The 26,966-nt window shown below is 59.1% G+C and carries 30 protein-coding genes and 1 pseudogene; 18 read left to right on the top strand and 13 right to left on the bottom strand.

Features of this window, described 5'->3' with window-relative positions; all coding sequences use genetic code 11:
* The first annotated feature begins 225 nt into the window (after positions 1–225).
* The 4 genes from DY250_RS08495 (at position 226) to DY250_RS08500 (ending at position 2,315) form a co-directional block, all read left to right on the top strand.
* Positions 226–603 (top strand): transporter, encoded by a 378-nt coding sequence (locus DY250_RS08495; RefSeq protein ID WP_281270403.1) that lies wholly within the window; start codon positions 226–228, stop codon positions 601–603.
* 77 nt (positions 604–680) lie between these two features.
* Complete coding sequence (locus DY250_RS13745; RefSeq protein ID WP_147293498.1) at positions 681–1,265, top strand: hypothetical protein; 585 nt, start codon at positions 681–683, stop codon at positions 1,263–1,265.
* Positions 1,266–1,342: 77 nt separating this feature from the next.
* Positions 1,343–1,663: a hypothetical protein gene (locus tag DY250_RS13750; RefSeq protein ID WP_147293499.1), complete on the top strand. Its 321-nt coding sequence runs from the start codon at positions 1,343–1,345 to the stop codon at positions 1,661–1,663.
* Positions 1,647–2,315, top strand: coding sequence for a cysteine peptidase family C39 domain-containing protein (locus DY250_RS08500; RefSeq protein ID WP_115611919.1), 669 nt, complete (start codon positions 1,647–1,649; stop codon positions 2,313–2,315). The genes DY250_RS13750 and DY250_RS08500 overlap by 17 nt, the downstream gene beginning before the upstream one ends.
* A 222-nt stretch (positions 2,316–2,537) precedes the next feature.
* Here the strand turns inward: DY250_RS08500 and DY250_RS14040 are convergent, their stop codons facing one another.
* Complete coding sequence (locus DY250_RS14040; protein WP_172542297.1) at positions 2,538–2,681, bottom strand: hypothetical protein; 144 nt, start codon at positions 2,679–2,681, stop codon at positions 2,538–2,540.
* A gap of 212 nt (positions 2,682–2,893) precedes the next feature.
* On the opposite strand from DY250_RS14040, the gene DY250_RS08505 reads away from it, so the two are divergent.
* Positions 2,894–3,553 (top strand): NAD(P)H-dependent oxidoreductase, encoded by a 660-nt coding sequence (locus tag DY250_RS08505; RefSeq protein WP_115611920.1) that lies wholly within the window; start codon positions 2,894–2,896, stop codon positions 3,551–3,553.
* An 86-nt stretch (positions 3,554–3,639) separates the two neighbouring features.
* Here DY250_RS08505 and DY250_RS08510 read toward each other — a convergent pair whose 3' ends face one another.
* The 3 genes from DY250_RS08510 to argH all read right to left on the bottom strand — a co-directional run bounded on the left by DY250_RS08510 (position 3,640) and on the right by argH (position 5,761).
* On the bottom strand, positions 3,640–3,945 hold the full coding sequence (locus tag DY250_RS08510; protein ID WP_115611921.1) for a flagellar biosynthesis protein FlgH: 306 nt from the start codon (positions 3,943–3,945) through the stop codon (positions 3,640–3,642).
* A gap of 9 nt (positions 3,946–3,954) precedes the next feature.
* Complete coding sequence (locus DY250_RS08515) at positions 3,955–4,299, bottom strand: YMGG-like glycine zipper-containing protein (protein WP_006986486.1); 345 nt, start codon at positions 4,297–4,299, stop codon at positions 3,955–3,957.
* Between the two features lie 70 nt (positions 4,300–4,369).
* Positions 4,370–5,761 (bottom strand): argininosuccinate lyase, encoded by a 1,392-nt coding sequence (argH, locus tag DY250_RS08520; protein ID WP_115611922.1) that lies wholly within the window; start codon positions 5,759–5,761, stop codon positions 4,370–4,372.
* A 43-nt stretch (positions 5,762–5,804) separates the two neighbouring features.
* Here argH and hemC point away from each other — a divergent pair, with 43 nt between their 5' ends.
* The 5 genes from hemC to DY250_RS08545 all read left to right on the top strand — a co-directional run bounded on the left by hemC (position 5,805) and on the right by DY250_RS08545 (position 10,764).
* Positions 5,805–6,737: a hydroxymethylbilane synthase gene (gene hemC, locus DY250_RS08525; protein ID WP_115611923.1), complete on the top strand. Its 933-nt coding sequence runs from the start codon at positions 5,805–5,807 to the stop codon at positions 6,735–6,737.
* Positions 6,730–7,467 carry a uroporphyrinogen-III synthase gene (locus DY250_RS08530; protein WP_115611924.1) on the top strand — a complete coding sequence of 246 codons (738 nt, stop codon included), beginning with the start codon at positions 6,730–6,732 and terminating at the stop codon, positions 7,465–7,467. The genes hemC and DY250_RS08530 overlap by 8 nt, the downstream gene beginning before the upstream one ends.
* Positions 7,464–8,723: a hypothetical protein gene (locus DY250_RS08535; protein WP_115611925.1), complete on the top strand. Its 1,260-nt coding sequence runs from the start codon at positions 7,464–7,466 to the stop codon at positions 8,721–8,723. The genes DY250_RS08530 and DY250_RS08535 overlap by 4 nt, the downstream gene beginning before the upstream one ends.
* Before the next feature lie 4 nt (positions 8,724–8,727).
* A complete protein-coding gene (locus tag DY250_RS08540; RefSeq protein ID WP_115611926.1) occupies positions 8,728–10,053 on the top strand; it encodes a heme biosynthesis HemY N-terminal domain-containing protein in 1,326 nt (441 codons plus the stop codon).
* Positions 10,054–10,206: 153 nt separating this feature from the next.
* The gene (locus DY250_RS08545) at positions 10,207–10,764 is read left to right on the top strand and encodes an SMI1/KNR4 family protein (protein ID WP_172542299.1); all 558 of its coding nucleotides are present in this window, start codon (positions 10,207–10,209) and stop codon (positions 10,762–10,764) included.
* Positions 10,765–10,844: 80 nt separating this feature from the next.
* On the opposite strand, the gene DY250_RS08550 is transcribed toward DY250_RS08545, so the two are convergent.
* Together DY250_RS08550 and rpsT are read right to left on the bottom strand one after the other, a co-directional pair.
* Positions 10,845–11,267 carry a diacylglycerol kinase gene (locus DY250_RS08550; RefSeq protein WP_245951081.1) on the bottom strand — a complete coding sequence of 141 codons (423 nt, stop codon included), beginning with the start codon at positions 11,265–11,267 and terminating at the stop codon, positions 10,845–10,847.
* A gap of 59 nt (positions 11,268–11,326) precedes the next feature.
* Positions 11,327–11,593, bottom strand: a complete 267-nt coding sequence (rpsT, locus tag DY250_RS08555; protein ID WP_115611929.1) for a 30S ribosomal protein S20 — start codon at positions 11,591–11,593, stop codon at positions 11,327–11,329.
* A 176-nt stretch (positions 11,594–11,769) separates the two neighbouring features.
* On the opposite strand from rpsT, the gene hemL reads away from it, so the two are divergent.
* The 6 genes from hemL (at position 11,770) to tadA (ending at position 16,079) form a co-directional block, all read left to right on the top strand.
* Positions 11,770–13,059 (top strand): glutamate-1-semialdehyde 2,1-aminomutase, encoded by a 1,290-nt coding sequence (gene hemL, locus DY250_RS08560; protein ID WP_115611930.1) that lies wholly within the window; start codon positions 11,770–11,772, stop codon positions 13,057–13,059.
* Positions 13,060–13,061: 2 nt separating this feature from the next.
* Complete coding sequence (pdxH, locus tag DY250_RS08565) at positions 13,062–13,700, top strand: pyridoxamine 5'-phosphate oxidase (protein ID WP_115611931.1); 639 nt, start codon at positions 13,062–13,064, stop codon at positions 13,698–13,700.
* A 10-nt stretch (positions 13,701–13,710) separates the two neighbouring features.
* Positions 13,711–14,601: a methylenetetrahydrofolate reductase gene (locus DY250_RS08570; RefSeq protein WP_115611932.1), complete on the top strand. Its 891-nt coding sequence runs from the start codon at positions 13,711–13,713 to the stop codon at positions 14,599–14,601.
* A gap of 64 nt (positions 14,602–14,665) precedes the next feature.
* On the top strand, positions 14,666–15,049 hold the full coding sequence (locus DY250_RS08575; protein ID WP_115611933.1) for a hypothetical protein: 384 nt from the start codon (positions 14,666–14,668) through the stop codon (positions 15,047–15,049).
* 3 nt (positions 15,050–15,052) lie between these two features.
* Positions 15,053–15,619 (top strand): hypothetical protein, encoded by a 567-nt coding sequence (locus tag DY250_RS08580; protein ID WP_115611934.1) that lies wholly within the window; start codon positions 15,053–15,055, stop codon positions 15,617–15,619.
* Between the two features lies 1 nt (position 15,620).
* On the top strand, positions 15,621–16,079 hold the full coding sequence (gene tadA, locus DY250_RS08585; RefSeq protein ID WP_218565568.1) for a tRNA adenosine(34) deaminase TadA: 459 nt from the start codon (positions 15,621–15,623) through the stop codon (positions 16,077–16,079).
* A gap of 419 nt (positions 16,080–16,498) precedes the next feature.
* On the opposite strand, the gene DY250_RS08590 is transcribed toward tadA, so the two are convergent.
* Positions 16,499–17,230 carry an IS256 family transposase, variant Zn-binding type gene (locus DY250_RS08590; RefSeq protein WP_425455474.1) on the bottom strand — a complete coding sequence of 244 codons (732 nt, stop codon included), beginning with the start codon at positions 17,228–17,230 and terminating at the stop codon, positions 16,499–16,501.
* On the opposite strand from DY250_RS08590, the gene DY250_RS08595 reads away from it, so the two are divergent.
* Positions 17,223–18,051, top strand: a protein-coding gene (locus tag DY250_RS08595) for an IS5 family transposase (RefSeq protein ID WP_115611936.1) whose coding sequence is annotated in 2 segments (ribosomal slippage) — positions 17,223–17,486 and positions 17,488–18,051 — 828 coding nt in all. Because the reading frame shifts where the segments join, the coding sequence is not laid out codon by codon here. The two genes, DY250_RS08590 and DY250_RS08595, sit on opposite strands and share 8 nt — an antisense overlap.
* Positions 18,023–18,341: pseudogene (locus tag DY250_RS14620) on the top strand (transposase); the annotation flags it as partial. The gene DY250_RS08595 and the pseudogene DY250_RS14620, both read left to right, overlap by 29 nt.
* A gap of 207 nt (positions 18,342–18,548) precedes the next feature.
* Here the strand turns inward: DY250_RS14620 and ftsW are convergent.
* The 6 genes from ftsW to DY250_RS08625 are packed head-to-tail and all read right to left on the bottom strand — an operon-like array spanning position 18,549 to position 26,896.
* Entirely contained in the window at positions 18,549–19,799 is a 1,251-nt protein-coding gene (ftsW, locus tag DY250_RS08600; RefSeq protein WP_115611937.1) for a putative lipid II flippase FtsW, read from the bottom strand.
* Positions 19,790–21,100: a UDP-N-acetylmuramoyl-L-alanine--D-glutamate ligase gene (murD, locus tag DY250_RS08605; protein WP_115611938.1), complete on the bottom strand. Its 1,311-nt coding sequence runs from the start codon at positions 21,098–21,100 to the stop codon at positions 19,790–19,792. The genes ftsW and murD overlap by 10 nt, the downstream gene beginning before the upstream one ends.
* A 12-nt stretch (positions 21,101–21,112) precedes the next feature.
* Positions 21,113–22,195 carry a phospho-N-acetylmuramoyl-pentapeptide-transferase gene (mraY, locus tag DY250_RS08610; RefSeq protein WP_115611939.1) on the bottom strand — a complete coding sequence of 361 codons (1,083 nt, stop codon included), beginning with the start codon at positions 22,193–22,195 and terminating at the stop codon, positions 21,113–21,115.
* A gap of 6 nt (positions 22,196–22,201) precedes the next feature.
* Positions 22,202–23,638: a UDP-N-acetylmuramoyl-tripeptide--D-alanyl-D-alanine ligase gene (locus DY250_RS08615; RefSeq protein ID WP_115611940.1), complete on the bottom strand. Its 1,437-nt coding sequence runs from the start codon at positions 23,636–23,638 to the stop codon at positions 22,202–22,204.
* Positions 23,620–25,107 carry a UDP-N-acetylmuramoyl-L-alanyl-D-glutamate--2,6-diaminopimelate ligase gene (locus tag DY250_RS08620; RefSeq protein WP_172542301.1) on the bottom strand — a complete coding sequence of 496 codons (1,488 nt, stop codon included), beginning with the start codon at positions 25,105–25,107 and terminating at the stop codon, positions 23,620–23,622. Before DY250_RS08620 ends, DY250_RS08615 begins: the two co-directional genes overlap by 19 nt.
* Positions 25,079–26,896, bottom strand: a complete 1,818-nt coding sequence (locus DY250_RS08625) for a peptidoglycan D,D-transpeptidase FtsI family protein (RefSeq protein WP_115612810.1) — start codon at positions 26,894–26,896, stop codon at positions 25,079–25,081. The genes DY250_RS08620 and DY250_RS08625 overlap by 29 nt, the downstream gene beginning before the upstream one ends.
* Positions 26,897–26,966 lie beyond the last annotated feature (70 nt).

Genomic DNA, 26,966 nt, shown 5'->3' on the forward strand with positions numbered 1-26,966 from the left:
AGATGAGCGGCAGTGATGATGGGCGAATTGTCCGCCAATTCGCAGCGGGATGCACGTTTTGAGACATTGCAGACAACGTCTCTACAAAACCTGCTATTTACGTCGCTTGGCGGACCCAGTAATAACGCTGCTTGACAGCATTCGCTCTGCGGACGAGAGCCCTCTCCCCCCTATCTCTTGAGTGAAGGGGGTAATTTCACTTGGCAAACTCGGTATTTGCGTCGCTTGGTTAACATTGGCGTATTAGAAACCAGCACATTAGACAAAATAAACGGGAAAAACGTTTATGGATGCTCTTGGTGCCTCGGCATAAACACTTACAAAGCCGTTGATCCCATAGTGTTTTCCTTTACCGGCGGCTACCGCTTCAACCTCAACGACTCTACCGACCGCAAAGTTGGTAACTACTGGCTGCTACGCCCCGGCGTGTCTTTCGCAGCCAATGACCGTACCACCCTCAGCGCCAACCTGAAATGGACGGGGAAAAATCCCGACCGCATCAAGGGGAAACGCGTTGGTACGTTTGCAAGCGATACCTATGCCGACTTTGGCGTAGGTTATTCGTTCACCAACCAGACATCAATAAGCGTGGATGCACAATGAAATATTTCCGGCGACGAAGGTTCGAATGTAAATCTCGCTCTTCAGCATCGCTTTTGATGTAGATATGGAGTACAACCATGAAAAAAATAATTCTTACAAGTTTTGTTGCAACTGCCATTACAGGAGTATCTGTTTTTGCAGCTGACACAGCCAAGTTTGATTATAGCGTTAAGCATATGAAACCTGCGGTCAAACCCGCAGTAGTGAACCTTTATGCCCGCAAAGGGCAGGATGCAATAGCAAATAGGGATATTGGTAATCTAGTATTCCAAGAGCATGCGAAAGAACTCGCTATCTTATCGCAGGACGAAATGGAAAAGACGGAAGGAGCACTCATACCAGCAGCAGTATTATGGGAGAATTTTAATGTGTGGACTAACCATGGGATAAGTTACTTGGAAACAGGACAGCCTGCAAGCGTAGAATCAACAACGACAGCTTTAGCTATAGGCGCAATTCCTGCAGGTAGAGCAGTTTATCCCGCATTAGTTACAGGAGAAAGAATTGCAGCACCTGTAGCAGCAAGAGCAGCCGGGCTTGTCTCTGATGGTTTTGGAGCAACAATAGGGGTTGCCGCTTCTGTCAACGAACATCAACAACGAGCAGCAGAGGAACGGAGAATATTTGAAAAATACAATAGCATGGACTATCATGATTACTGACATGTAAGCAAGACCAAGGATGCTAACTCATCCTTGGTCTTAGTGTGTACATTAATTAAATATTTTTGGTGAAAGTCATGCATTGGCAAACTGTGAGTTATTTAGTCATATTGGGAATGGGTTTTATTGCCGCTGATATAGGGAGGACAAAAAAACCTTATAAGACCAAGTGTGTACACTCTTTTATATTGGCAACTTTATTTTTTATAATAGCATCAATCTTACTAAAAAAGATTAAATGGCCTTTATATTTAATGTTAATTGGAGGCGCTTTATTTCTAGTAAGCTCTATGCATTTTATTAATAATTATGCGGAAACTTATGGCAATCGTAGTATTTCTTCTTTTTTAAAAAAAAGAACTAGAGAAACAGAAGTTAATAATGATAACAAAGAATAGCGTATTTACGCTAATTTTAGCATGCTGTACTCTTGTTTATGCTACACCTTCCTTCCAAGATAACAATGTTATTTATCATTCACCTGCATTACAGATAAAAGACTGGAAGACCATGCGTGACGACGGCATTATAAAACAGGATTTGGATTATTCCTGCGGTGCGGCTTCTATTGCTACTCTGCTTAACAGACAATATGGACAACAAGTTACGGAAGAAGAGGTTTTGGCCTTGCTCAAAAAAGTTGCCAAAAAAGAAGGACGGGCTTCTTTTGCCGATATGCAGCAGATTTTGCCGGAACTGGGATTCCGCGCACAGGGCTATGCCTTATCATTTGCGCAACTGAAGCAATTACACAGTCCGGTTATTGTTTATCTGCGTTACCGCAATAATGAACACTTTTCTGTACTTTACGGTATTGATGATAATACTGTCCTGCTTGCTGATCCATCATTAGGACATTTATCACTTAGTAGCGAACAATTTCTGAAAGCATGGAATACGCGTGATGAAACATTGCAAGGAAAAATATTGGCTATTGTACCCAATAGATCCCGTATAGACATTAAAACATCTACCAATTTTTTTATGCGTAACCCCCAACGCCAAACACAGCACGTTATGAATTTCTTGCATTTTCCCCAGCGCTATTAGCTGACAAATACCGCCTGCTTTTTCTTTCTTTGCAAAAGAAATGACTGACTGTTACACGGGATAAATGCTGAGTTTTGTTGCTTCGCAATTTGCTTGCTGCCCCACCCGGCCCTTCCCCCCCAACGGTGGAAGGGCTTTGTTTTTACCACACAGCCTTCGTACATGATAAAAATCTGCCAAGCTGCGTAGTTACTGGCCTCGCCAAGCGGCGCGGCTGCTGGATCAAGCGCCCTGCGCTACTACTTCCCGCCGCAGCCAGGCGCAGAATGCGCGGACAGCGGGCTGGTCGCGGCTTTCTGCGCGATAGACGAGGTAGTAGGCAAGCGGGCCCGGTATTTGTTCCGCTTGACGCGGTTTATCCCGCAAGCGAATACCCCCTTGCCCACGACGCAGGCTGCTTATCGATAACAAGCGGCCATCGCCACCGTACAATAGGCGCTGCCCCATGCTGCCCAGAATGGGGAACGCCCGCCGCCCATCTCTGCGCCTGCGGCTGGCATGCGGCAAGGAACGCGGCATGAATCCCGCCGCATAAACCGCCCTATCTTTACCCTCCCCAATACCACAGGAGAATCCTCATGATCTTGACCCCTTCTCAAACGCTCGACATTTTCCATCGCCGTGTTTCCACCCGCTATTACGACCCGGCACGCACCATCAGCGCCGACGATTTCGCTGCCATCCTCGAATGTGGCCGTCTCTCGCCCAGCTCGGTCGGCTCCGAGCCGTGGCGCTTCATCGTCGTGCAGAACCGCGCCCTACGTGACAAACTCAAGCCTGCCGCCTGGGGTATGCAGGCGACCCTCGATGATGCCAGCCATGTGGTCATCATCCTCGCCAAAAAACACGCCCGCTACGACTCCGCCTTTTTTGATGCCATCGTCAAGAAGCGCAGCAGCAACGACGCCGAAGCGCAGCGCATCTATCAGCGCTACCGCGATTTTCAGACAGACGACCTGCGCATCGCCGACGATGAACGCGCCCTCTTTGACTGGGCCTGCAAACAGACCTATATCGCCCTCGCCAACATGATGACCGGCGCCGCCATGCTCGGCATCGATTCCTGCGCGATTGAGGGGATGCACTACGACAGCGTCAACTGCATCCTCAGTGAGGAAGGGCTGCTGGATGTAGAAGATTATGGCGTATCTGTCGCCGTCACGTTCGGCTACCGCGCCCGCGATATTGCTGCAAAACCGCGCCGCCCGCTGGCTGAGATCGTGCGCTGGGCGGAATAAATGCCGCGCGGGTGATGTGATGCTAACGAAGCGTCCATAAAAAATCCCCGGCATCTGCCGGGGATTTTGCTGTCTGCTATCGCGCTTTAGTAAAGAAAGCCGCTGTAATAACCGCCGAGGACACCAGCGCCGAAGCCGTAAGCGGTGCTTTCGGTATCGTGTCCGGCAGCCTGACCGATGCCGGCTCCGATAGCGCCGCCCCAGAGGGCATTATTCACTTCGTTCGGCTGGCGGGCGTAGCGGAGGTGCTGCGCACCGATAATGTCCGCTTTGCCGATACTGCTATTAAGCGGAGCGCCGGGCGCTTGTACCTGCAATGGTATGTCGTTGCGCGGGGTAGCGGTGCAGGCGATAAGCAGCAGCGGCAGGGTGAGCGGCAGCAGGGCTTTCATGTGCGCGCCTTAGCGACGGTAACCGCCGTTATAGTAGCCACCGTTGTTGTAGGTCGGCTGCTGGTAGGTAGGTTGTTGATACGTCGGCTGTTGGTAGGTCGGTTGCTGGTAGGTGCCGGTGCCGTCCGGGGTACGGACCTGGCTGCCAATGAGGCCGCCGATGGCGGCGCCGGTCAGGGTGGATTCGGTGTCTTTACCCCACAGTTGGCCGATACCAGCGCCAACAGCGGCACCAATAGCGGCGTTGCGGGCGGTAGTGGTGCCGGATTGGTTGGGTGGGGTGAGCGTACTGCACGCAGCAAGTCCGCCGATGATGGCAGCAAGCAGCGAGGTTTTGATAAGGGCGTTTTTCATGTGGTGTCTCCTGTGTTTACCCGGATTCGGGATGGCAAAAGAGTAGTGCAATTCAGGGCAGGTGGTAATGTCAATCCTGCAAGGTTTCGCGGGCGGCGGCGATGCGCGTTTTGACTTGCACGGGCGCGGTACCGCCAAAGTGGTCGCGGGCGTTGACCGAGCCTTCGAGGGTGAGGCTTTGGTACACATCTGCAGCAATGGCGGGCGAGAGTTGTTGCAGGTCGGCAAGCGGCAGGGCGTCCAGTGTGGTTTGGCGTTCGATCGCAAGGTGCACGGCGCGACCAACGATTTCGTGGGCATCACGGAAGGGTACACCGCACCGCACAAGGTAATCAGCCAAATCGGTCGCGGTGGAATAGCCTTCGCCGGCAGCGCGGTACATGGCATCACGTTTGGCTTCTATCGCGGGAATCATGTCGGCAAAGGCGCGCAGGCAGGCGAGGACGGTGTCCAATGTGTCGAAAAGCGGTTCTTTGTCTTCCTGGTTGTCTTTGTTGTAGGCGAGCGGCTGGCTTTTCATCAAGGTAAGCAGGGCGATGAGGTGGCCATAGACGCGGCCGCTTTTGCCGCGCACGAGTTCGGGTACGTCAGGGTTTTTTTTCTGCGGCATGATGGATGAGCCGGTGCAAAAACGGTCGGGCAGGTCGATGAAGCGGTAGGCGGCGCTGTTCCAGAGGATGAGTTCTTCGGCAATGCGGCTGAGGTGCATCATCAGGGTAGCAGCGGCAGCGCAGGTTTCGATGGCAAAGTCGCGATCAGACACGGCGTCAAGCGAGTTGGCGCAGGGCGCAGTAAAGCCGAGCGCGGCGGCGGTCATATGGCGATCGATGGGGTAAGTGGTACCGGCGAGCGCTGCGGCACCCAGCGGGGATTGGTTCAGGCGGGCGCGGCTGTCGCGGAAGCGTCCGGCATCGCGATTGAGCATTTCGTACCACGCCATGAGGTGATGACCGAAGGTGACGGGCTGGGCGACTTGCAGATGGGTGAAGCCGGGCATGATGGTGTCTGCTTCCTGCTCGGCCAGGGTAACGATGGCGCGTTGCAGGCGGCGGATTTCGCCGAGGATGCGGTCGATGGCGGCACGGGTGTAGAGGCGGATATCGGTCGCGACCTGGTCATTGCGCGAGCGGCCGGTGTGCAGACGTTTACCGGCGTCGCCTATGAGGTCGGTCAGGCGTTTTTCGATGTTCATGTGCACGTCTTCCAGCGCAGTGTCCCAGACGAATTCGCCACGCGCGATTTCATCGGCAATGGTGTCCAATCCGCTGGCAATGGCATCACCATCGGCGGTGCTGAGGACGCCCTGTTGAACCAGCATCGCGGCGTGTGCTTTGGAGCCGGCGATGTCTTCAGCGGCAAGGCGCTGATCAAAGCCGACGGAGGCAGTGAAAGCAGCGACGAAGGCGTCGGTAGATTCCTGGAAGCGTCCGCCCCAGGCGCTGTTGGTTTTCGCTTTGTGCATACAGTAAACTCGCGGGTTGTTTCTTTCCGCGCATTGTAACCGCATGAATCCGACTATCCCCGAAATCCGCATCGCCACCCGCGAAAGCAAACTCGCCCTGTGGCAGGCCGAACACGTCGCCACCCGCTTGCGCGAACATTACCCGCAACTCGCTGTCCGCCTGGTACCGATGACGACGCGCGGCGATCGGCTGCTGGACGCACCGCTGGCAAAAATCGGTGGCAAGGGGCTGTTTATCAAGGAACTGGAACAGGCGCTGGCACGCGGCGAAGCGGATATTGCCGTGCATTCAATGAAGGATGTCGGCGTGCACCTGCCAGAGGGGTACGCTATCGCCGCCATCCTGCCGCGCGAAAATCCTTACGACGCTTTCGTCAGCAACCGCTTCGCCTGTTTCGCCGACCTGCCTGCCGGCGCGGTGGTCGGAACATGCAGCCTGCGCCGCCGTATGCAAATCGCCCGCGCCCGCCCTGATGTGGTGCTGCGCGACCTGCGCGGCAACGTACAAACCCGTCTCGCCAAACTCGACCGGGGCGATTTCGATGCCATCATCCTCGCCTGCGCCGGCCTGATCCGCCTCGACCTGCGCCAGCGCATCCGCGAAACCCTGCCTGTTGCCCTGTCACTACCCGCTATCGGCCAGGGTGCTATCGGCATCGAATGCCGCCTGAACAGTTCCGTCTACCCGCTGCTTGCCGCCCTGAACGACGCCGATACCGCCCTGTGTGTGCAAACCGAGCGCATCATCAACCGCCATCTTGAAGGTTCCTGCCAGGTGCCACTCGCTGCCTTTGCTACCCTGCACGGCGAGCGTATTCACCTGGAAGCACGCATTGGCATGCCCGATGGCAGCGACTATCTCGCTGCAAGCGACGATACCCCGCGTACCGATGCCACCGCGCTGGGCGAACGCATCGCCGCCCGCCTGATTGCCGGTGGTGCCCGCGATATCCTGCACCGCCTCAGCCATGCCTGAACTTAGCGGCTGCATCATCCTCTACACCCGCGACAGCAGCCATTACCCTGCCTTCCGCGCCCGCATCACCGCGTTGGGCGGCACCACCTACCATCTGCCGCTGATGGCAACCGTCCCGCAACCGCTCAGTGCCGCTGACCGCACCATCCTTGATAGCAGCGACACCCTTGTCTTCACCAGCGCTGCCGCCGTGCAACACCTGCTCGCCCAGTATCGCCTGTGCGGACAACAAACTATCGCTATCGGTACCGCCACTGCTGCCGCCCTGCCCTACCCGCCCAACCGCTGTGCCCCGCCGCCATACAACAGCGAAGCACTACTCACCGACTGGCAACCGCATGGCGCGCGCATCGCTCTTATCGCCGCACCGGAAGGCAGACAGATGCTTGCGGAAACCCTCAGCAAAAACAATACTGTGCGCACTATCTACCCCTATCGCCGCACCAACCCAAGCACACACTATCCATCCGCCCTGCCAATCCCGCACATCATCACCATTGCCAGCCAGCAAACCCTTGATTACCTGCTCGCAATAGTCCCGCAAGAAAAACGAAAACTGCTAAAATGCCGTACCTGTATAGCCGCCATCAGTGAACGGGTGGCGCAATATGCGGAAAAACAAGGCTTTCATACGCATATCCATGCCGAAAAAGCCGGTGAAACAGAGCAAATCGCAGCCATCTGCCGCTGGTGGCAGACGGTGGAATCCAACTCAGGAGCAACTCCATGACTGACCCGAACCAACCCGAAAATCAGCAAGAAACACTCCCCGTAGCACAGCACGGCCATGATGAACAAAAAATGCCTCAGAGCGGCAGTGGGCGCGGGCTAGCGTTCCTTTCCCTCGTGGTCAGCCTTGCCATTGCCGGCGGCGGTACCTTCGCCCTGAATAAAATCACCACCCACTACAACGACGCTATCGCCAAACTCAATCTCAACCTGAACGATACCGCGCCGAAAACCTACGCCACCATCAACAAAATGGACGAATTGGCACAACAAGTCTCCCAACTCGACCAGCAAACCAAAAACATTGATAGCGCCATCAACACCGCTGTAAATGCTGCCGTCGCCGCGAACCAGGTCAGCGATGACCAAATCGCCGCCATCGCCGCACAACACAGCATCAGCCGCGAACAAGTCGAAAGCCTCATCAAGCAGGAACTGGCAAGCTTCGCCCAAGGCGAAACCAAAATCGACCTCAGCAAAGAAATCGCTGCCGTACAACAAAGCGAAGCCGCCGCCAAAGCCGCCGTGCAGGAAATCGACGAAAAACGCGTCCTCATCGAACACGCTTTGGCACAGAACAACAACAGTGCCAACCCCTACCCGCTGCTGAACGCGCTGAAAATGGCAAAAATCGCTGCCAGCGACGGCAACTACAGCGCTGCCAAAGCCTACCTCGACCAGGCCGGCGAAACCTACACCCTCTTCAACCTGAACGGCACCGCATACGCCAAATACCAAAATGCGCTGACCGAACTGCGCACCGAATACGGCATCCTTGCTGCCAAACCTGCCCCGGCTGCCGAAATAGAGGCCATCATCGCCACCCTGCCGAAATGGCCGTACAAAAACATCAACGCCGTTAATCTGCTTGCGGCAAAAGAACAAACTGCTCCGGCTGACTGGCAAGACAAACTCAAAGATGCCGGGCAAAACCTTCTCGAAAAAACCATCACCGTCGTCAAAATAGACGACGCTGGCAACGCCTGGATACAAGCCAACGATGCCCTGCAAATCATCCACAAAGACAACCTGCGCCTTAACCTCGCCTTTGCGCGTAACGCCCTGCAACTACGGGATCAAGCCGGTTACAACAACATCGCCAAAGAACTCTACGCACAAATCGAGCGCCTCTTTGACACGGCAAACAGCGACGTTGCCGCTGCGCTGGCTACTCTCGAAAAGCTTGAAACCCGTGACGATAAAATTCCAGACATCGGCGCTCTGATTGAGCAAATCGAAAAAGCGGCGAAGGAGTAAACCCATGGTACGCATCATTCTCATCCTGCTCGTCCTCTGCCTATGCGGCGTGGCAGGTTACGCAGTCAACCTGCTCCCACAACAACGCGTTTACGTCTTCGCAGCCGGCTATTACGTCGAAACCTCGCTCATTGTCTGGCTTATCCTCTCACTTATCGCCTCCGGCATCATCTTCTACTGCCTGCGCGTACTCTGCGTTCTCTGGCACAGCCCGCAAATCCTCAGCCGTAGCAGCAGCGTGCGCCGCCGTCACAAAGCCGAGCGCCTGCTGAAAAGCGGCCTTGCTGCCATGCTGTCTGGTCACTATGGTCGTGCCGAACGCGACCTTGAGCACGGTGGACGCCTGATGACCGCGCTCGGTCAAGACGCCGTTATCTACTACGAAAACGCGGCTATTGCCGCCGACCGGCAAAACGCTAAAGACCGCCGTGATCACTACCTGCTGCGTGCCCGTGAAGGTGCCCGCCAGCAACAAAGCAACCTGACCCGCCTGACCGAAGCCGAAATCCACGTCCAGAATGGCGCTTACGAGCAGGCACTCAAGCTGCTGGAACAACTGCACAACGAAGAACCGCGCAACAGCAAAATTATCGCCCTGCTTGACCAAACCTATGCCGGACAGCAAGCTTGGGATAAAGCCTGGGGCAATCTCTCCGCCCTGCGCCCGCAACTGGACACTGCTGCCTACGACAGCCGCCGCAAGACTTACGCCCAAGGCATCCTGTACGATGGTGCCAAAGGCGACATCCAGGCGCTTGAAGCTGCGTGGAAACGCCTGCCGTCTGACCTGCGCCGCGACAAAGCCCTCATCCTGCAATACGCCGGCGCACTGGCGGCAAACGACCACCCGGAAGAAGCCGAAAAACTGCTTGCTGGCGAAATCCGCCAAAGCCAGGACCTCGAACTCATCCAAGCATACAGCCAACTGCGCCGTGCTGACTTCCGTGCCCAGCTTGAACACATGAAGCAGTGGGAAAGCAAACACGCGAACGACGCCATCTTCCTCTACGCCAAAGCGCTCATCGCCTATAAAGCGAAAGACCTTGATACCGCGCTGCAAGCCATCGAAGAAGCCGTCAAACGCGGCCAGGCGCCAGAAGCCTTCGCCCTCTACGCGCAAATCCTTGACGCGAAAAACCGCCCGGAAGCCGCACTGCTTGCCTATCGACAAAGCGTCGCCCCGGCTCACCCGGAACAAGCACTGGAAGGCGACCTGCTACCGGCAGCACCTACCCCGCCAGCGGTTGAACTCAATAAAGAAACTGTTGAACCGCCTGCCGTTGCAGACCAAAGCGGTGACGACAAACCTAACGAAGAAAACAAAGCCTAAACCACGACACCCGCGCAAGCGGGTGTTTTCTTTGATAACGCCTGCAAAATGGGAAAGATACGGTATTGGAGCCCCTTAGTATCCATGTGTACTGGCTGCGACGCATCGCCTTGCCTCTTTCCTATTTGCAGGCGTTCTACACATCTGTACGTCATGCTCTTTGCCGCCTACCTTAATGCCCTGCACATCCTCTATCGCGACTATGGCCTTGAACCCCTGCGCACCTATCCCCCGGCGAGTGCGGCCGACCTCGCTGCTGCCGAAGCCGCACTTGGTTTTGCCCTTGATCCTGCGCTCAAAGCTACCTGGCAAAGCGCAAACGGCAGCGATGAATGGCAAACCGTTTTTGCCCGCCCCGGCTACATTACCGGCTACAGCTTCCTCTCCCTGGCAGACTCCCTGCGCGAGCGTGAGTATATGGCGCACCGCGCGCCACAATACGACGGCTACGAACAGGAACAACCACGCGACCCGCGCATCTGCAGTGGCTGGTACCAAGCGGGCTGGCTGCCCTTTGCTGCCTTTTCCGCCCCCGATCTGCTGCTGATTGCTGACCACAGTCCCACCGCCAGCGGACAATGCGGGCAAATCATTGCTTTTAGCCACGACCCGGACACCATCAGCTACGTCTGCACCGATTTCGCAACGCTGCTCGAACAATCCCTCGCCACCATCCGCGAACACCCAGAAGACTGTCTGCCGGAAGAATGAGCAGCGCTATCCCGCCAAACCTGCACAGGAGAAATAAAAAACCGCGACCCGTGTCGCGGTTTTTTTATTTCTCCTCCCCTTCAGGCAAGAAATGTCCCATACAACGCCATCGCCCACAGGGTAAAGACGAAGGCCAAGCAGGTGTATTGCGCCGCTGAACCCGCGTCTTTGGCCCGTTTGGCAAGCGGGTGGATGGCGGTCGAAGTGTGGTCAACCGCTGCTTCCAGTGCGGTGTTGAGTAGTTCGGTGACGAGTGATGCGCCCGAGGCGAAGACGAGCAGCATTTTCTGCGTCAGCGGGAAAGGCAGGAAAATCAGCACGACCAGCAGCACGCTGTGCAGCATGAGCAGTTCACGGAAGCCCGCTTCTTCGATGGCGGCTTTAATGCCGTCCAGCGAATAGCGCAGGGCGTTAAAAAGGCGGCCAATACCACTTTTCGTGCCTTTGAAGGCGGCGGCGGGGTTCTCTGGCGTGAGGGGGGAAGGTTCTTTTTCGTCCTGCATGGCAATTCTCGGCAAATAAAAACCCGCCATAGGAGCGGGTTTTGGGGAAGCTGTAGCAATCAGGCGGCAACAGCCTTGATGCGGGCGCTCAGACGGCTTTTCAGGCGGGCCGCTTTATTTTTATGGATGAGGCCCTTGCGTGCCGCGCGATCCAGCGCGGAAGAAGTTTCGATGAAAACGACCTGCATGGCGCTCTTATCGCCACCTTCAATGGTACGCAGCAATTTTTTTACGGCAGTACGCATGGCGGAACGCTGGCTGGCGTTACGGGCACGGGCTTTTTCGGACTGGCGGACGCGTTTTTTTGCTTGTGCTGTATTAGCCAAGATATTTCTCCTAAATAATCAATGAATAAAGGGGTAAAAGAGGGTGCGGATATTGCCCCTTTTCTTCAATTTTGTCAATGACTTTTCCCCTGAGGCAGGGGCTTCCGGGCGCATGGTTGTAATCCCCCTGCCGTGCTTTCATAATGCCGCCCTTTCCTGTTTTCGAGGTACTTTCCATGTCGTCGCAAGATGCTTTTCTCGCCGCGCAAAAGGTTATTCCGGGCGGGGTCAATTCGCCCGTCCGCGCTTTCCGCAGTGTCGGCGGTACGCCGCGCTTTATCGCCCGTGCCGAGGGGCCTTATATTTTTGATGTGGACGGCAAACGCTATATCGACTATGTCGGCTCGTACGGCCCTGCCATTGTCGGCCATGCCCACCCGGCCATTGTCCGTGCGGTACAGGACACGACGACACGCGGTTTCGGCTTTGGCGCACCGACAGAAGCAGAAACCGCGCTTGCCGAAGCCATCGTTGCCCGTGTGCCGGCGGTGGAGATGGTGCGCCTGTGCAATTCCGGTACGGAAGCGACGATGAGCGCCATCCGCCTTGCGCGCGGCTACACCGGTCGCAGTGATTTTCTGAAATTCGCCGGTTGCTATCACGGCCACAGCGACGGCCTGCTCGTCGCCGCCGGTTCCGGTGCGCTCACCCTCGGCGTGCCGGATTCGCCCGGTGTCCCCGCCGCCTACGCGCAACACACCCTGACCGCGCCGTATAACGACATCCCCGCGCTGGAACAGGCGTTTGCCGACTACGGCGACCGCCTCGCCGCCGTCATCGTCGAACCTGTCGCCGGCAACATGAGCTGCGTCCCGCCCGACCCTGCCTTTTTGCACACCCTGCGCCGCCTGTGCAGCGCGCACGGCGTCGTGCTGATTTTTGACGAAGTGATGACCGGCTTCCGCGTCGCCCGCAGCGGCGCACAAGAGTATTACGGCATTGAGGCCGACCTTGTCACCCTCGGCAAAATCATCGGTGGCGGGATGCCGGTGGGCGCCTTCGGCGGACGGCGCGCCATCATGGAGCAGCTCGCCCCGCTCGGTAGCGTCTATCAGGCGGGGACGCTGTCCGGCAACCCTGTATCCGTCGCCGCCGGAATCGCCAGCCTCCGCCTCACCGACGATGCCACGTTTTACCAAAACCTTGCCATGCATACCACGGCGCTGGCCGACGGCCTGCTTGACCGCGCCCGTGCGCACGGCATCCCGCTCGTCGTCAACCACCTTTGCGGCATGCTCGGCCTCTTCTTCAGCAGCGAAGAACGCATTGACAACCTCGAAGCCGTCAAACGCAGCGACACCGCCCGCTTCGCCCGCTTCTTCCACCACATGCTTGATGCGGGCGTGAACCTCGCGCCGTCTGCCTTTGAAGCCATCTTCACCGGCAGCCAGCACAATGCCGCCGTGATAGACGCGACCCTCACCGCCGCCGACCAAGCCTTTGCCAAACTCGCCAGGGGGGAGTGAACATGGACATCGGCAACATCCGCAAAGACTTCGCCGACCACCCGCCGCTCGAACGCGCCGACCTGCATGACGACCCCATCCGGCAATTCGAACGCTGGTTCAGCGAAGCCCTTGCCAGCGGCATCGCCGAAGCCAACGGCTTCGTCCTCAGCACCGTATCCGCCGACGGCCAGCCCTCGCAGCGCGCCGTCCTGCTCAAATACTTCGACGCCGACGGCTTCGTCTTCTACACCAACTACGACAGCCGCAAGGCGCAGGAAATCGCCGCCAACCCGCGCGTTTCCATGCACTTCCCCTGGTTCGCCCTGCAACGCCAGGTAAAAATCGAAGGCAGCGTCGAAAAAGTCTCGCGCGAACAAACCCTCAAATACTTCCTCTCGCGCCCCAAAGGCAGCCAGCTTGGCGCCTGGACCTCGCCACAAAGCCAGGTCATCAGCTCGCGCCAACTGCTCATGCAACAATGGGAGCGCATGAAAACCAAATTCGCCCACGGCGACATCCCGCTGCCCGACTTCTGGGGCGGCTACCGCATCCGCCCGCACGCCATCGAATACTGGCAGGGACAGCCCAACCGCCTGCACGACCGCTTCCTCTACACCTTGAGCGACAGCGGCTGGACCATTGACCGCCTCGCCCCCTGAACCCGCGCCCATGAATATTGACAAAACCGACCTGCAACAACTCATCCACCAATACAGCATTGAAATCGTTCCCAAAACCCTGCGCCAAATCGGTGACACCCGCCCCTGGCTCGCCCCTGGCACCGAAGTGTACGTCCCCAACCTGCGCAGCCACAAAATCAGCGACACCATTGATGCCTGCGCCCTACTACAGAGCCAGCACATGCAAGCCGTGCCGCACCTCGCCCTGCGCAACATCGCAAGCGAAGACGAACTGCGCCATACCCTTGACCGCATCACCGCCCTCGGCATCCGCCGCATCCTCGTCCTCGCCGGCGGTGCCAGCGAGCCGCTCGGCCCCTACGGCAGCGTCAAAGACCTGATGAAAACCGGCATCCTGCAAACCTACCCCTTCGAGCACATCGGTTTTGCCGGCCACCCTGAAGGCTCACCTGACATCCCCAAAGCCGAACAAGAAGCCGCCGAAGCCCAAAAACAGGGCTACGCCCTCACCTACCCGCACGACTACTACCTCACCACCCAATTCTGCTTCCAGATCGCGCCCATCACCGCCTGGTTTGACCACCTGCGCGCGCGCGACATCACCCTGCCCGTGCACCTCGGCATCCCCGGCGTCGCCAGCACCACCTCGCTCATCCGCCACGCCCAGGCCTGCGGCATCGGCCAATCCATCAACTTCCTGTGGAGAAACGGGCGCAACATCCGCCGCCTGATGGGCCTCAGCACCCCGGACAAACTGCTCACCGACCTCGCTGCCTACCGCAAAATCCGGCCGGAGAACGCCATCCGCAAACTGCATTTCTACCCGCTCGGCGGCTTCGAAACCACCATCAACTGGCTACGCGCCATAGAAGCGGGCAACATCACCCTGACGGACGAAGGATTTACCGCCAATATCTGAGCCTGCCAAGCGGCATAACCACGCACTTCCCGCCTTACTAATATCCCGCCAACAGGAACCACGCATGAACAAAACCCTGACCCTGACCACCGCCCTGTTCCTAACCGCCTGCGCAAACAGCACCGCCACCTTCCTCGAAGGTACCCCGTCACTCAACGACGGCGACAACGAATTCTGGATGTACTACTGCACCGACGGCAACGACAAAGGACAAGAACTGCAAGTGGACTACGCCAACATGGGCGGCGAATACAGCGCCACCCCCAAACTCGCCGGCGGCAAACGCGTCCTGACGCGCCGGAGCGCCTACGACTTCAGCGACGACGAATACCGCTGGCACAGCGACGATGGCGGCCGCTACTTCCGCCTGAGCCACCACGACCAGGCTGAGTACAGCCACTGCGGCGCACGGCGCAAACTGGACAAAGACGCCGTGTACCTGCGCTGAACCATGACCCTCCTCAGCCCCGAAACCCGTGCCATCCTCGCCGCCCGGCACTTCACCCTGCACGAAACCCCGCCCCGGCACATGACCATCTCCGGCATCCTCCACAACCCCTACGGCCTACTGCACGACATCCCCTACAGCTACATCAACCTGCGCTGCATCCGCTACCCCGACCAGCTCATTACCCTCAGCCGCGATGGCGAAAACTGGCGCTGCTTCGCCACCTACGGCGAAAACGGCTGCCTGCTGCTGGATGATGCCGGCCGCATCCGTGCCCTGCACGACGACGGCAGCATCACCCCCGTCAACCATAACCTGGGCGACTTCACCTGCTGCCTCGCCTGGTACCAGTCCGCGCTCTACGCCATCCAGGCCAGCGGCCACCAAACCGGCGACAAGCACTTTGGCGCCGCCTGCGAACGTGCCGCCCGTTTCGCCCGCCGCCGCATCGCCCCGCTCGCCGATACCCGCACCGGCAGCTTCTGGGACGACATGCTCTTCTACCTTGAAGACTGGCTGGGCGGCTTCAACCCCACCATCAACGACTACATCCAAGATGGCCGCGCCTGACATGAACGACGAACACTACATCCGCCTCGCCATCGCCCAAGCCGCGCAAGCCGAAGCCCTCGGCGAAGTCCCCATCGGCGCGCTTATCGTCGTCAACGGCGAAATCATCGCCGCTGCGCATAACCGCACCATCACCGACCACGACCCCGCTGCTCACGCCGAGATCCTTGCCCTGCGCACAGCGGGACAGACACTCGCCAACCACCGCCTGGGCGGCGCCACCCTCTACGTCACCCTCGAACCCTGCACCATGTGCACCGGCGCATTGGTACACGCCCGCATCGACCGCCTCGTCTTCGGTGCCTACGACCTGCGCGCCGGTGCCTGCGGCAGCGCCCTCGACCTCGCCCGCCACCCGCAGCACAACCACCACATCCGCGAAGTTAAAGGCGGTGTATTGGAAGACGAGTGCCGTGCGCAACTGCAACAGTTCTTCCAAAAACGCCGCATGGCAGGATGATGGCTACCCGCCAAGCGGCGTAAACACTGAACTCGCCGCACCAATATGGCAGATTGTCTTCCCACCCCTACTCTGCCCTCCCCCGCCGCAAGCAGGAGAGGTTTTCTCATGCGGACATTCGGCCCGGACACACACCAAGCTGGATGCATACTGGATGCTCCACCAAGCGGCGAAAATACTGGGTGCACCACCAAGCGGGATGAATACTGGGTGCGCCACCAAGCGGCGAAAATACTGGGTTTGCGACAAGCGAGGTAAACGCTGGTTTTTTATTCCCCCCTTCCGGCCTTCGGCCACCTTCCCCCGCAAGCGGGGGAAGGGATTTTTTGTGCGGAATGCGGAATTGAGGGCGTAATGGACAAATTTCATGCTTTTTTTGAGACGTTGCGCTCTAATGGACAAATTTCATGCTCTTCCCTCTATTTTTTGCTGAAATAATCTTTTATAAACCGCAATTTACTCTCTTTTTTCAAGCCCCGATGACACTGCAAAAGCTGCTTCATTTCGCTGAATTTCCCTTCCAGCAAATTGGTCGTATTCGGGATACCCGGGTCGGGAAAATGCTCGCAGGTAAACAACCATGGCAGATGCCGTTTCAGGCTGTTGTAGGCGGTGCGCAGGCGCTTGTAGTGTGAGCGGCCTGTTTTCTCATTCACGCTGCGTTCGTTCAGGAAGGCGGCGTACTGCTCGTACCAGCGCTTGAGCGCCGCTTCAAACGCCGCCTGAGTGGTCTCCGTCAGGGTCAATGACAGGGCCCGCAGCGCCTGTGCTGCCCGGCTTTTAGGCTTTCTGCTCAGGTGGCGCACGATGATTTTTATTTGGTGAAATTGGCACATCTGCACGGGTATACCCAGGAACGAATCCAGCAAGCCGCTTTTGCCATCGCAGATAATGCTTTGTATCTCAATGCCTTTTTCTCGCAACGCCGCGACCGCCTGCGTGTAGAGCGCGTTGGTTTCCCGCTCAACTGCCACGACCATCAAGGCGCGCTTGCTGCAAGCGTCGTAGAGGACCATGACGCCCCATTTTCGGCCGAAATAGGTGGTGTCCATGATGAGGTTCACGGGTGCCTGTGGCAGCGCGCATTCGGCCTGTGTAGCGGCTTTGAGAACGTGTTCATAGTCTCTGCTGTAAACTACCGGTATGAACAGAAAAGCCTATCCAAGCGACATAAGTCGCACACAATTTGCCCCCCTTCTCCCTCTCTTGGAAAGTGCCCGTAAACGCACAGCACCGCGCAAAGTGGATTTGTACGATGTCTTTTGCGCCATCCTCTATCTGCAGCGTACCGGCTGTTCCTGGCGTGCCTTATCGGGCGATTTCCCCAAATGGCGCACCGTTCATTCCTACTTCCAGAGATGGAGCGAACCCCGCGAAAACGGCATTAGCCTCCTTGAGGAAGCGTTAAAAAAATCAGGTGGCAGCAGCGCGCCGTAAGCAGGGACGCCATGAAGAAACCACTTTCCTGATTATTGATGCGCAGAGTGTGAAGAACACGGATACCGCCATGGAAAAAGGCTACGATGCGGGCAAGAAAGTGAGCGGTATCAAGCGGCATATAGCGGTTGACATGCAGGGTTTGCCGCATGCCCTTGCGGTGACGACGGCGGATGTTACGGATAGAAAAGGCTGCCTGCTAGCCTTGGAACGCGAGCGGGATAATCTTGGTGCGGTACAAAAAGTCCTTGCTGACGGTGGTTACACGGGTAAGGCATTTGCTTTATCGGTACAGGGGTTGATGGGTGCGGAGGTAGAGATTGCCAAGCGAAACGAATTGCACCGTTTTGCGGTATTACCGAAACGATGGGTAGTAGAGCGCAGTTTTTCCTGGTTGGAAAAGAACAGACGGCTTTGGAAAAACTGCGAGCGTAAGTTGAGTACCAGTTTGCAAATGGTCGTTTTGGCTTTCTTAGAACGTGTTCATAATCTCTGCAGCCATGGGAAAAGGCTGCCTGATGGCATTGGAACGTGAGCGGAATAATCTTGGTGCGGTACAAAAATTCCTTGCCGACGGTGGCTACACAGGCGGAGCATTTGCGTTGTCGGTACAGGAGTTGATGGGATGGGTACGGGGGTAGGGATTGCCAAACGAAACGGATTGCACCGTTTTGTGGTATTGCCGAAGCGGTGGGTGGTAGGGCGCAGTTTTTACTGGCTGGAAAAGAACACAGGCGGCTTTGGAAAAACTGCGAGCGTAAGCTGAGTACCAGTCTGCAAATGGTGGTTTTGGCTTTCTTGGGAGTCCTGCTACGAAGACTATGAACACGTTCTAAGGGCTACGGCGATTCTTAGCATGAAATTTGTCCATTACGCCGAATTGAGCAACGGTCAAGCGGGGTGGATGCTGGGTTTGCCGCCAAGCGGCGTACGCTGGGCTCGCCAAGCGGGATGATTGCCGGGTGTGTGGACGTCGCCAGGATAAAAAAACGCCCCCAATGGGGGCGTTTTTTTATCTTGTTCAAGACGGGGTTAGATAATCCCTTCGCGTTTGGCCTGATAGCGGCTTTCCGCGTCGATGCGGGCGAGGATGCCGAGCGAGATGCAGACGATGACTACCGAGCTGCCGCCGTAGCTGACGAGTGGCAGGGTCAGGCCTTTGGTCGGCAGGAGGCCGGTGGTCACGCCGATATTGACCAGTGCCTGGATGGCGATGGTGAGGCCGGTGCCGTAGGCGAGGAGGCTGGCGAAGCGGCGGCGGACGCGGTCAGCGAGGTAGCCGATGGCAAATGCCCGCCAGACGAGCAGCACGAAGAGGGCAATGACGACCAGCGCACCGATGAGGCCGAGTTCTTCGGCGATGATGGCGAAGATGAAGTCGGTGTGGGCTTCGGGCAGGTAGTCGTGTTTTTGTACGCTCTGGCCAAGACCGCTGCCGAAGAGGCCGCCGCTGCCGATGGCAATGAGCGAGTTTACGAGTTGGTAGCCTTCGTCGTATTGGTGTTCCCAGGGGTTGAGAAAGGTAAGCAGGCGTTTGACGCGGTAGGGGGCGGCGACGAGGATGGCGGTCATGAGGCCGATGACGCCGAGGAAGAAGAGGGTGAAGCGTTTGGCGTTCACGCCCGCCATGAACATCATGCCGAGGATGACGGCGACCATGACCATGGTCGTGCCGAAGTCGGGCTGCTTGATGAGGATGGTGGCGAAGATGGCGGTGATGAGGAGGAGTTCGATCATCGGCCGCCAGCTGCGGTCAAGGAACTGGTTGTTGCGTTGCAGGAAGGCAGCGGCGTAGATGGTGATCGCCAGTTTGACGATTTCGCCGACTTGCAGTTTGAAGAGTTGCAGGTTGATCCAGCGGCGCGCACCGTTGACGGAGACGCCGACGCCGGGGATGTAGATGATGGCGAGGAGGATGAGGGAGATGATGAGCAGACGGCCGCTGTTCTGGTAGTAGTAATGGGTCGGCATGCTGTAACAGATGTAGGCGGCAAAGAGGCCGCAGAGGTAGTAGGTCGCCTGGCGGGTGGTGTAGTGGTACACGTCACCGTTGTGGCTGACGGCTTCGGTCATGGAGGCGGAGGTGACCATGATGATGCCGATGGCCATCAGCGCCAGCCAGGCGAAGAGCAGCCAGATGTCGGGGAATTCGAGGCCCTGCCAGCGCGAGATGTGCTGTTTCTGGCTGTGATGGAAGGCGTTGATGTGGCGCGCGGCTTTTTCCTGACGGCTGGCGTCGTGCGGGGTGAGGGTCGGTTCGATGCGTTGGGCTTTTATCGGCATGTGCTCGTGACCTCGTAGGCGAAGGCGTTGCCGCGCGCGTCGTAGCCGCTGTATTGGTCGAAGCTGGCGGTGGCGGGGGCGAGGAGGACGGTATCGCCCGCTTGCGCGAGGCCGCGGGCGCGCTCGACGGCTTTGTCCATGCTGCCGCAGTCTTCGTAGGCGACGTTGGCAGCGGTGAAGGCGGTCTGCATGGCGTGGTTGTCAATGCCGATAAGCAGGATGTGGCGCACGTTGTTTTGTTTGATGATGGCGGCGAGTTGGGCGAAGTCCTGGTTTTTGCCGACGCCGCCCGCGATGAGGATGACAGGGCCGCTGATGCCCGCGAGTGAGGCGGCAGCGGCGCCGATGTTGGTCGCTTTGGAGTCGTCCACCCAGTGTACGCCGCCTTCTGTGGATATGGTCTGCATGCGGTGCGGCAGGCCGGCAAAGGTTTCGATGGCGGGCAGGGCCTGGCTGGGGCTCACGCCGTAGGCTTCGAGCATGAGCAGGGTGCAGAGGATGTTGCTGTGGTTGTGCGCACCGTGCAGCTTGAGGCGGGCGGTATCAAGAACGGTATGGCCGTGCAGGATGATTTTGCCGTTTTCGACGCGGTTCGGCAGGGTCGGCGCGTTGCCGTAGTAGATGATGTTTTGTCCTTGTTCGGCAGCGGTGACGCAGTTTTCGTCATCGCCGTTGACGATGGTGATGCTCGCCTGGCGCACGAGGTTGGTTTTGGCGGCGGCGTAGGCGGCGAAGTTGTCGTAGCGGTCGAGGTGGTCGGGGGTGATGTTGAGGATGGCGGCGACGCGCGGGTAGAGCGAGGGGCAGAGTTCGAGCTGGTAGCTGGAGAGTTCGAGGACGTAGCAGTCGGCAGGTTCGCCGTCAAAGAGGGCGTCAAGCACGGGGCGGCCGATGTTGCCGCAGAGTTTGGCGCGTTGGCCGGCATGGTTGAGGGCGGCGGCAAGCAGGGTGGCGACGGTGCTTTTGCCGTTGCTGCCGGTCACGGCCAGCACGGGTTTGTTGTTCAGGAGGGCGAAGAGTTCGATGTCGTTGATTTGCCGCGCGTAGTTATGGGTGAAGGCGGCGCGGCGGCGGTCCACGCCCGGGCTGACGACGAGGGTGGCGGCGCCGGCGAAGGCGTCCGGGTCGTCGAAGTCGCGTTTTTCGACGCGGCGTTCGTCAAGGTGTTCGTCAAGGCCGAGGGCGGTGTAGCCTGCTTCGCGCAGGAGGTCGAGGGTGATGTGGCCGGATGCGCCCATGCCGACGACGTAGATGGGTTCGGCGAGCGCGAGGGCGCGCAGTTTGCTGGTAAGGGTATCCATAATGTGCTCCGGTTAGCGTAGTTTGAGGGCAGACAGGCCGATGAGGACGAGGACGACAGTGATGATCCAGAAGCGGATGGTCACGCGGGATTCGGGCCAGCCCGAGAGTTCGAAGTGATGATGCAGGGGGGCCATGCGGAAGACGCGTTTGCCGCGTGTTTTGTAGGAGGCGACTTGTATCATCACTGACAGGGCTTCGGCGACAAAGATACCGCCCATCAGGGCAAAGACGAGTTCCTGGCGGATGGCGACGGCGATGGTGGCGAGTGCCGCGCCGAGGGCGAGGGCGCCGACGTCGCCCATGAAGACGAGGGCGGGGTGGGCGTTGTACCAGAGGAAGCCGAGTCCCGCACCGGCGATGGCGGCGGCGAAGACGGCCATTTCGCCCGCGCCGGGGATGGCGGGCTGGTGCAGGTAGTTGGCGAAGTAGGGGTTGCCGGAGATGTAGGCGAAGACGGCGAGTCCGCCGGCGACGAGGACGACGGGCATGATGGCGAGTCCGTCAAGGCCGTCGGTGAGGTTGACGGCGTTGCTCGCACCGGTGAGGACGATGTAAACGAAGGGGATGAAGATCCAGCCCATGTTCCAGTTGAGGCCTTTGAGGAAGGGGACGATGAGGGTGGTTTCCGCCGGGCTGGCGGCGCTCAGGTAGAGCCAGACGGCGGTGAGGAAGGAAACGAGCGAGAGCAGCGCGTATTTGTGTTTGGCGCGCAGGCCCTGCGGGTCTTTGAGGATGAGTTTGCGGTAGTCGTCGATCCAGCCGACGGCGCCGAAGCCAAGCATGACGAAAAGGGCGATCCAGGTGTACTTGATGCGCAAATCCGCCCAGAGCAGTATGGCGATGCAGACGCTGAGGATGATGAGCGCGCCGCCCATCGTCGGTGTGCCGGCTTTTTTCAGGTGGGTTTGCGGGCCGTCGTCGCGGACGTACTGCCCCATTTGCAGGCGTTTCAGGAGCCGTATCATCGGGCCGCCGCAGCCAAGCGAGAGAAACAGGGCGGTGAGGGCGCCGAGGATGATGCGTGAGGTGAGGTAGGTGAAGGCGTTGAGCGGGGTGATGTGGCTGCTGAGCCATTCGGCGAGGGCGTAGAGCATGGTTGTTCAGTCTTTGGTGGGGGTTCTGTCAATGGCGGCGGCGTCAAGAACGCCTTCCATTTTCGCCGCGCGCGAGCCTTTGACGAGGACGGTGGTCGGCGGTGTTGCCGGGTCGGCGAGCAGTTGCCTGAGGGCGGCGCCTGCGGTGGCAGTGTCGGGGTAGTGGCGGGTGGTCTGGCCGTCATTCAGGGTATCGTCATCGGCCCAGTCGCCGTCGCTTTGTCTGGCAGCGGTGTAGGTGACGGGGTATTCGCGGGCGAGTCCGTCACCAACTGCCCAGAAGGCGCCGATGTTTTTGGCAGCAGCGTAGGCAGCGACTTCACGGTGCAGGGCGGCGGCACGTTCGCCCAGTTCGCCCATCGCTCCGGCGATGACGAGGCTGTGCGGGGCGCTGGCGATGACGTCTATACCCGCCTTGAAGGAAGCGGGATTGGCGTTGTAGGTGTCGTCATAGACGGTGTGCGGGCCGACGCGGTAGGCGGTGAGGCGCGACTGGTGCAGGGCGAGGCCGTGCAATGCGGCCTGTATGTGTGCGCCGCTGATGCCGGCGAGGGTGGCGGCAGCGGCAGCGGCCAAGGCATTGGCGATGTTGTGCTGGCCGACGAGTTGCCAGGCGACGGGGTAGGCGCTGCCGTCAATGTGCAGGGTGAAGCGGCGGCCATCGTCGCTGATGTCGCTGGCGTAGAGGTCGGCACCTTTCAGCGGGTCCAGCGCGAATTTTTTTTGCGGGCGGTGCTGGTATTTGTCGCGCCAGCGTCTGCCCGCAGGGGCGTTGAGGTTGATGACGAGCGCGCCCTGGCTCGCTTCGTAAATCTCGCTTTTGGCGGCGATGACGCCTTCCAGCGAACCGAATCCGGCGAGGTGGGCCGCCGAGGTGTTGGTGATAACGGCGATGTCGGGGCGGACGAGGGTAGTGAGCGGGGCAATTTCGCCGGAGTGGTTCGCGCCGATTTCGATGACGGCATAGCGGTCTTCGTCGGCAAGGCGCAGCAGGGTGAGCGGCACGCCGATGTCGTTGTTGAGGTTGCCCTGGGTGGCCAGGGTTTGTCCTTGTTGTTGCAGGATGCGTTGCAGGATTTCTTTGGTAGTGGTTTTGCCGTTGGTGCCGGTGATGGCGATGAAGGTGGCGCGGCTGCGTTCGCGGCGATCGCGGGCAAGGGCGGTGAGCGCGGCAAGGCTGTCTTTGACGACGATTTGCGGCAGGCCGGTGTCGCGTCGTGCTTCGACGATGGCGGCAACGGCACCGCGCGTTTTGGCGGCTTCCAGATAGTCCGCACCATCGAAGTTTTTGCCTTTGAGGGCGATAAAGAGCGCGTCCGGCGGCAGGCTGCGGCTGTCGGTACTGATGCTGAGGGCGCGGAAGTCGGCTCCGTGGTGCTTGCCGTCGCAGAGGGCGGCGATGCGGGCGGCGTCAAGCGGGGCGTTTAGGGACTGGTAAGCCATGTGCGGACGGTTTCCTGGTCTGAGTAATGGTGTTTGGTCGTGCCGATAATCTGGTAGTCCTCGTGGCCTTTGCCGGCGATGACGACGGCGTCGCCCGCCTGCAATTGCGGCAGTACCCAGCGGATGGCTTCTTCGCGCGGTCGCTTGACCCAGATGTTTTCCCGCCTGCCCGTGCCGCGCAGGGCGTCGGCGATGATGTCGGCGGGGTTTTCCGTGCGCGGGTTGTCGTCGGTGATGACGGTGACATCGGCGTAGTGTTCTGCCGCTTGCGCCATCAGCGGGCGTTTGCCGTGGTCGCGGTCGCCGCCGCAGCCGAAGATGCACCACAGTTTGCCGGGAACGTGCGGACGGATGCCTTGCAGGATGTTGACCAGTGCTGCCGGGGTGTGGGCGTAATCGACGATGGCGGCGGCGCCGTTAGGCAGGCGGATGCGTTCGGCGCGACCGGGGACACCGTGCAGGGTAGCGAGGATGGCGGGAATATCGGTGAACGGGGTATCGAGGGCGAGCAGGCAGGCGGCGGTATTCAAGAGGTTATCGACGTTGAATCTTGCCAACAGGTGCGAGGTAACGGGGGCGTTATGGCTGGAAACCGCGTGGTTATCCCGCTTGGCGTCTTCGTATTGCAGGGTGAAATGGATGCCGTCGGCGTCAAGCGCGATGTTTCCGGCGCTGACGGTTGCGGCTGCACGCGGGTGGCGGTTGCCTGCGCTGCTGACGGCGATGATGCGCGTCGCGGAGTGGACAAGGTTGTCGTCAAGCAGGCGGCGGCCATGCGCGTCATCAATATTAATAACGGCATACGGCAAGGGTTGCGCGAAGAGGCGGGCTTTCACCTGGAAGTAGTCTTCGAGGTCGCGGTGGTAGTCGAGGTGGTCACGGCTGAGGTTGGTGAAAACGCCGATGGTGAAATCCACCCCGCTGACGCGGTGCTGGGCGAGGGCATGTGAGGACACTTCCATTGCGACGGTCTTGATGCCGCGTTCGCGCCAGGCGGCAAGGTGCTGCTGGATGCGCAGCGGGTCAGGGGTGGTGTGGCTGGCGGCTTCAAGCGCCTCCAGCGGGCCGTAGCCGATGGTGCCAAGCATCGCGCCGCCCGTCGCCTGGGCGAGGAAATGGACGAGCGAGCTTTTGCCGTCGGTACCGGTGGCACCGATGACAGTCATGGTGCGCGCGGGGTGGTCATAGTAATGGGCGGCGATGTCGCCGAGGTGCGCTCCAAGGTCGGGGCAGGGCAGGGCACCCGCCGGTGGCGCCGGATAAGGCGGTTCGTAAACGATGGCGGCAGCCGGTTCGCCGTGGTAGTAGTCGAGGGCGTGATGGTTGACGCCGCGCGCGGCAAGCCACAGGGTGGCGGCATCAAGCTGGCGGTTGTCGGTGGTGATGGCGCCGATCATCCGCTCGGCGGCGGGGTCAAGGGGGAGGTAAGGGGCGAGAAGGCTACTGAGTGATTTCTTTGGCTGGGACATCGGGGGCTCCGACTGTGTCGTTGTCTTCAAAGGGGTCGCCGCTGTCGCTGACCAGCGCGATGGCGTCGGTCTTGGTGATTTTGTCCGGCAGGACGTTGAGCATTTTCAGCGAGGCTTCGGCTATGCGGGCAAAAGGTGGCGCGGCGACCAGGCCGCCGTAGTAGTCGCTGCCCTTGGGATCGTCCACGACGACAACCATGGCGATGCGCGGATCATGTGCCGGAGCGTAACCGGCGAAGATGCCGCGATAGTTTTTTTCGGCATAACCACCACCGGCGCGCACTTTGTGCGAGGTACCGGTTTTGCCTGCCACGGTATAGGTATCGGTGTTGGCGCGCCGTCCGGTGCCGCCGTCGCCGACCACGGCTTCAAGCATTTTGCGCACACTGGCGGCAGTTTTCGCCGACATCACCCGCTTGCCTTCCGGCGGGGTATGGACTTTCAGCAGCGACAGCGGCATGGCGACGCCGTCGTTGGCGATGGTGGCGTAGGCATGGGCCAGTTGCAGGGCACTGGTGCTGACGCCGTAGCCGTAGAAGATGGTGGCGTATTCAAAGTTGCCCAGCTTTTCGGTGCGCGGGAAGTGACCGCGCTGTTCGCCGGGGAAGTTGATGCCGCTGGGCTCGCCGAAGCCGAGTTCGTGCATGAAGGCGCGGTATTTTTTGCGCGGGGTGCGCTCGCTGATCATCGCCATGCCGACGTTCGAGGATTTGCGGATGATGCCGACGGTGTCCTGTGTGCCGTAGTTGTGCGTGTCACGCACGGTGTTTTTGCCCATCTGGTAGGTCATGCCCTTTTTGAAGCGCGTGTTGGGCGAGATGGCACCAAGTTCGATGGCGGCAGCGACGGCCAGCGGCTTCATGGTCGAGCCGGGCTCGAAGGTGTCGGTGACGGCACGGTTTTTCAGCAATTCGGCGCGCCGCTCGGCGGATACGTTCGGGTTACCTGCCGGCAGCGATACCATCGCGAGGATTTCGCCGCTCTTGATGTCAATGACGACGGCGGTCACGGAGGCGGCACGGTACTGGTTCATGGTGTCCTGCAACACCTGATGGGTGATGAACTGGATGCGCTTGTCGATAGAGAGTTGCAGTTGCGAGCCCTTGGCGGCAGGTGCGACTTCTTCGACCACGCGCAGTGCGCGTCCGGCGCGGTCTTGCAGGATTTTCATCTTGCCCGGACGGCCGGCGAGGGTGTTTTCATAGAGCTTTTCCAGCCCTTCCTGCCCTTTGTCTTCCACGTCCGTGTAGCCGATGATTTGCCCCATGATCTCGCCGGACGGGTAGAAGCGCTTGTAGCCGTTTTCCTGACGCAGGGCGGGGATTTTCAAATCCATCGCTTCCTTGGCGATGTTGGGCGGGATTTGTCGGGCGAGGTACATGAACTGGCTGTCGCCGCGTTTTACCAGCTCGTCGTAAAAACGGGCGAGATCTTCATCCAGGAGCCCGGCCAGCGGGCGCAGGATTTCATAGTGATAGCGCAGGCGGGTTTCCTCTTCATCGCCGCTGTTCACCCAGGAGCAGTCCTCGCTGTAATTCTTGTCGGACAGGCACGCCTCGCGCAGGCGGTCAAAATCGCCATTGAGCGTCGCCCAGAGGCGGGTCGGATCGGCAATCAGGGTGCTGACCGGAGTCGAGATGGCCAGCGGCTCGCCCTCGCGGTCGAAAATAAACCCGCGCAGGGCGTCTTCCGTCTGGATACGCAGACTGCGGTCATAACCACGCGCAGTGAGTTCGCGCGCGGTGGTTACTTGCAGGCGGATGAGCTGACCGATCAGGAGCAGCGTCATGAACACCAGCGCAGCCACAACAATATTGCGGCGGGCCGTGGCCCCGTAGCGGGATGCGGAACGCGCCACC

Origin of the sequence: Cardiobacterium valvarum (genome assembly GCF_900460955.1) — a bacterium.
Taxonomy (GTDB): domain Bacteria; phylum Pseudomonadota; class Gammaproteobacteria; order Cardiobacteriales; family Cardiobacteriaceae; genus Cardiobacterium; species Cardiobacterium valvarum.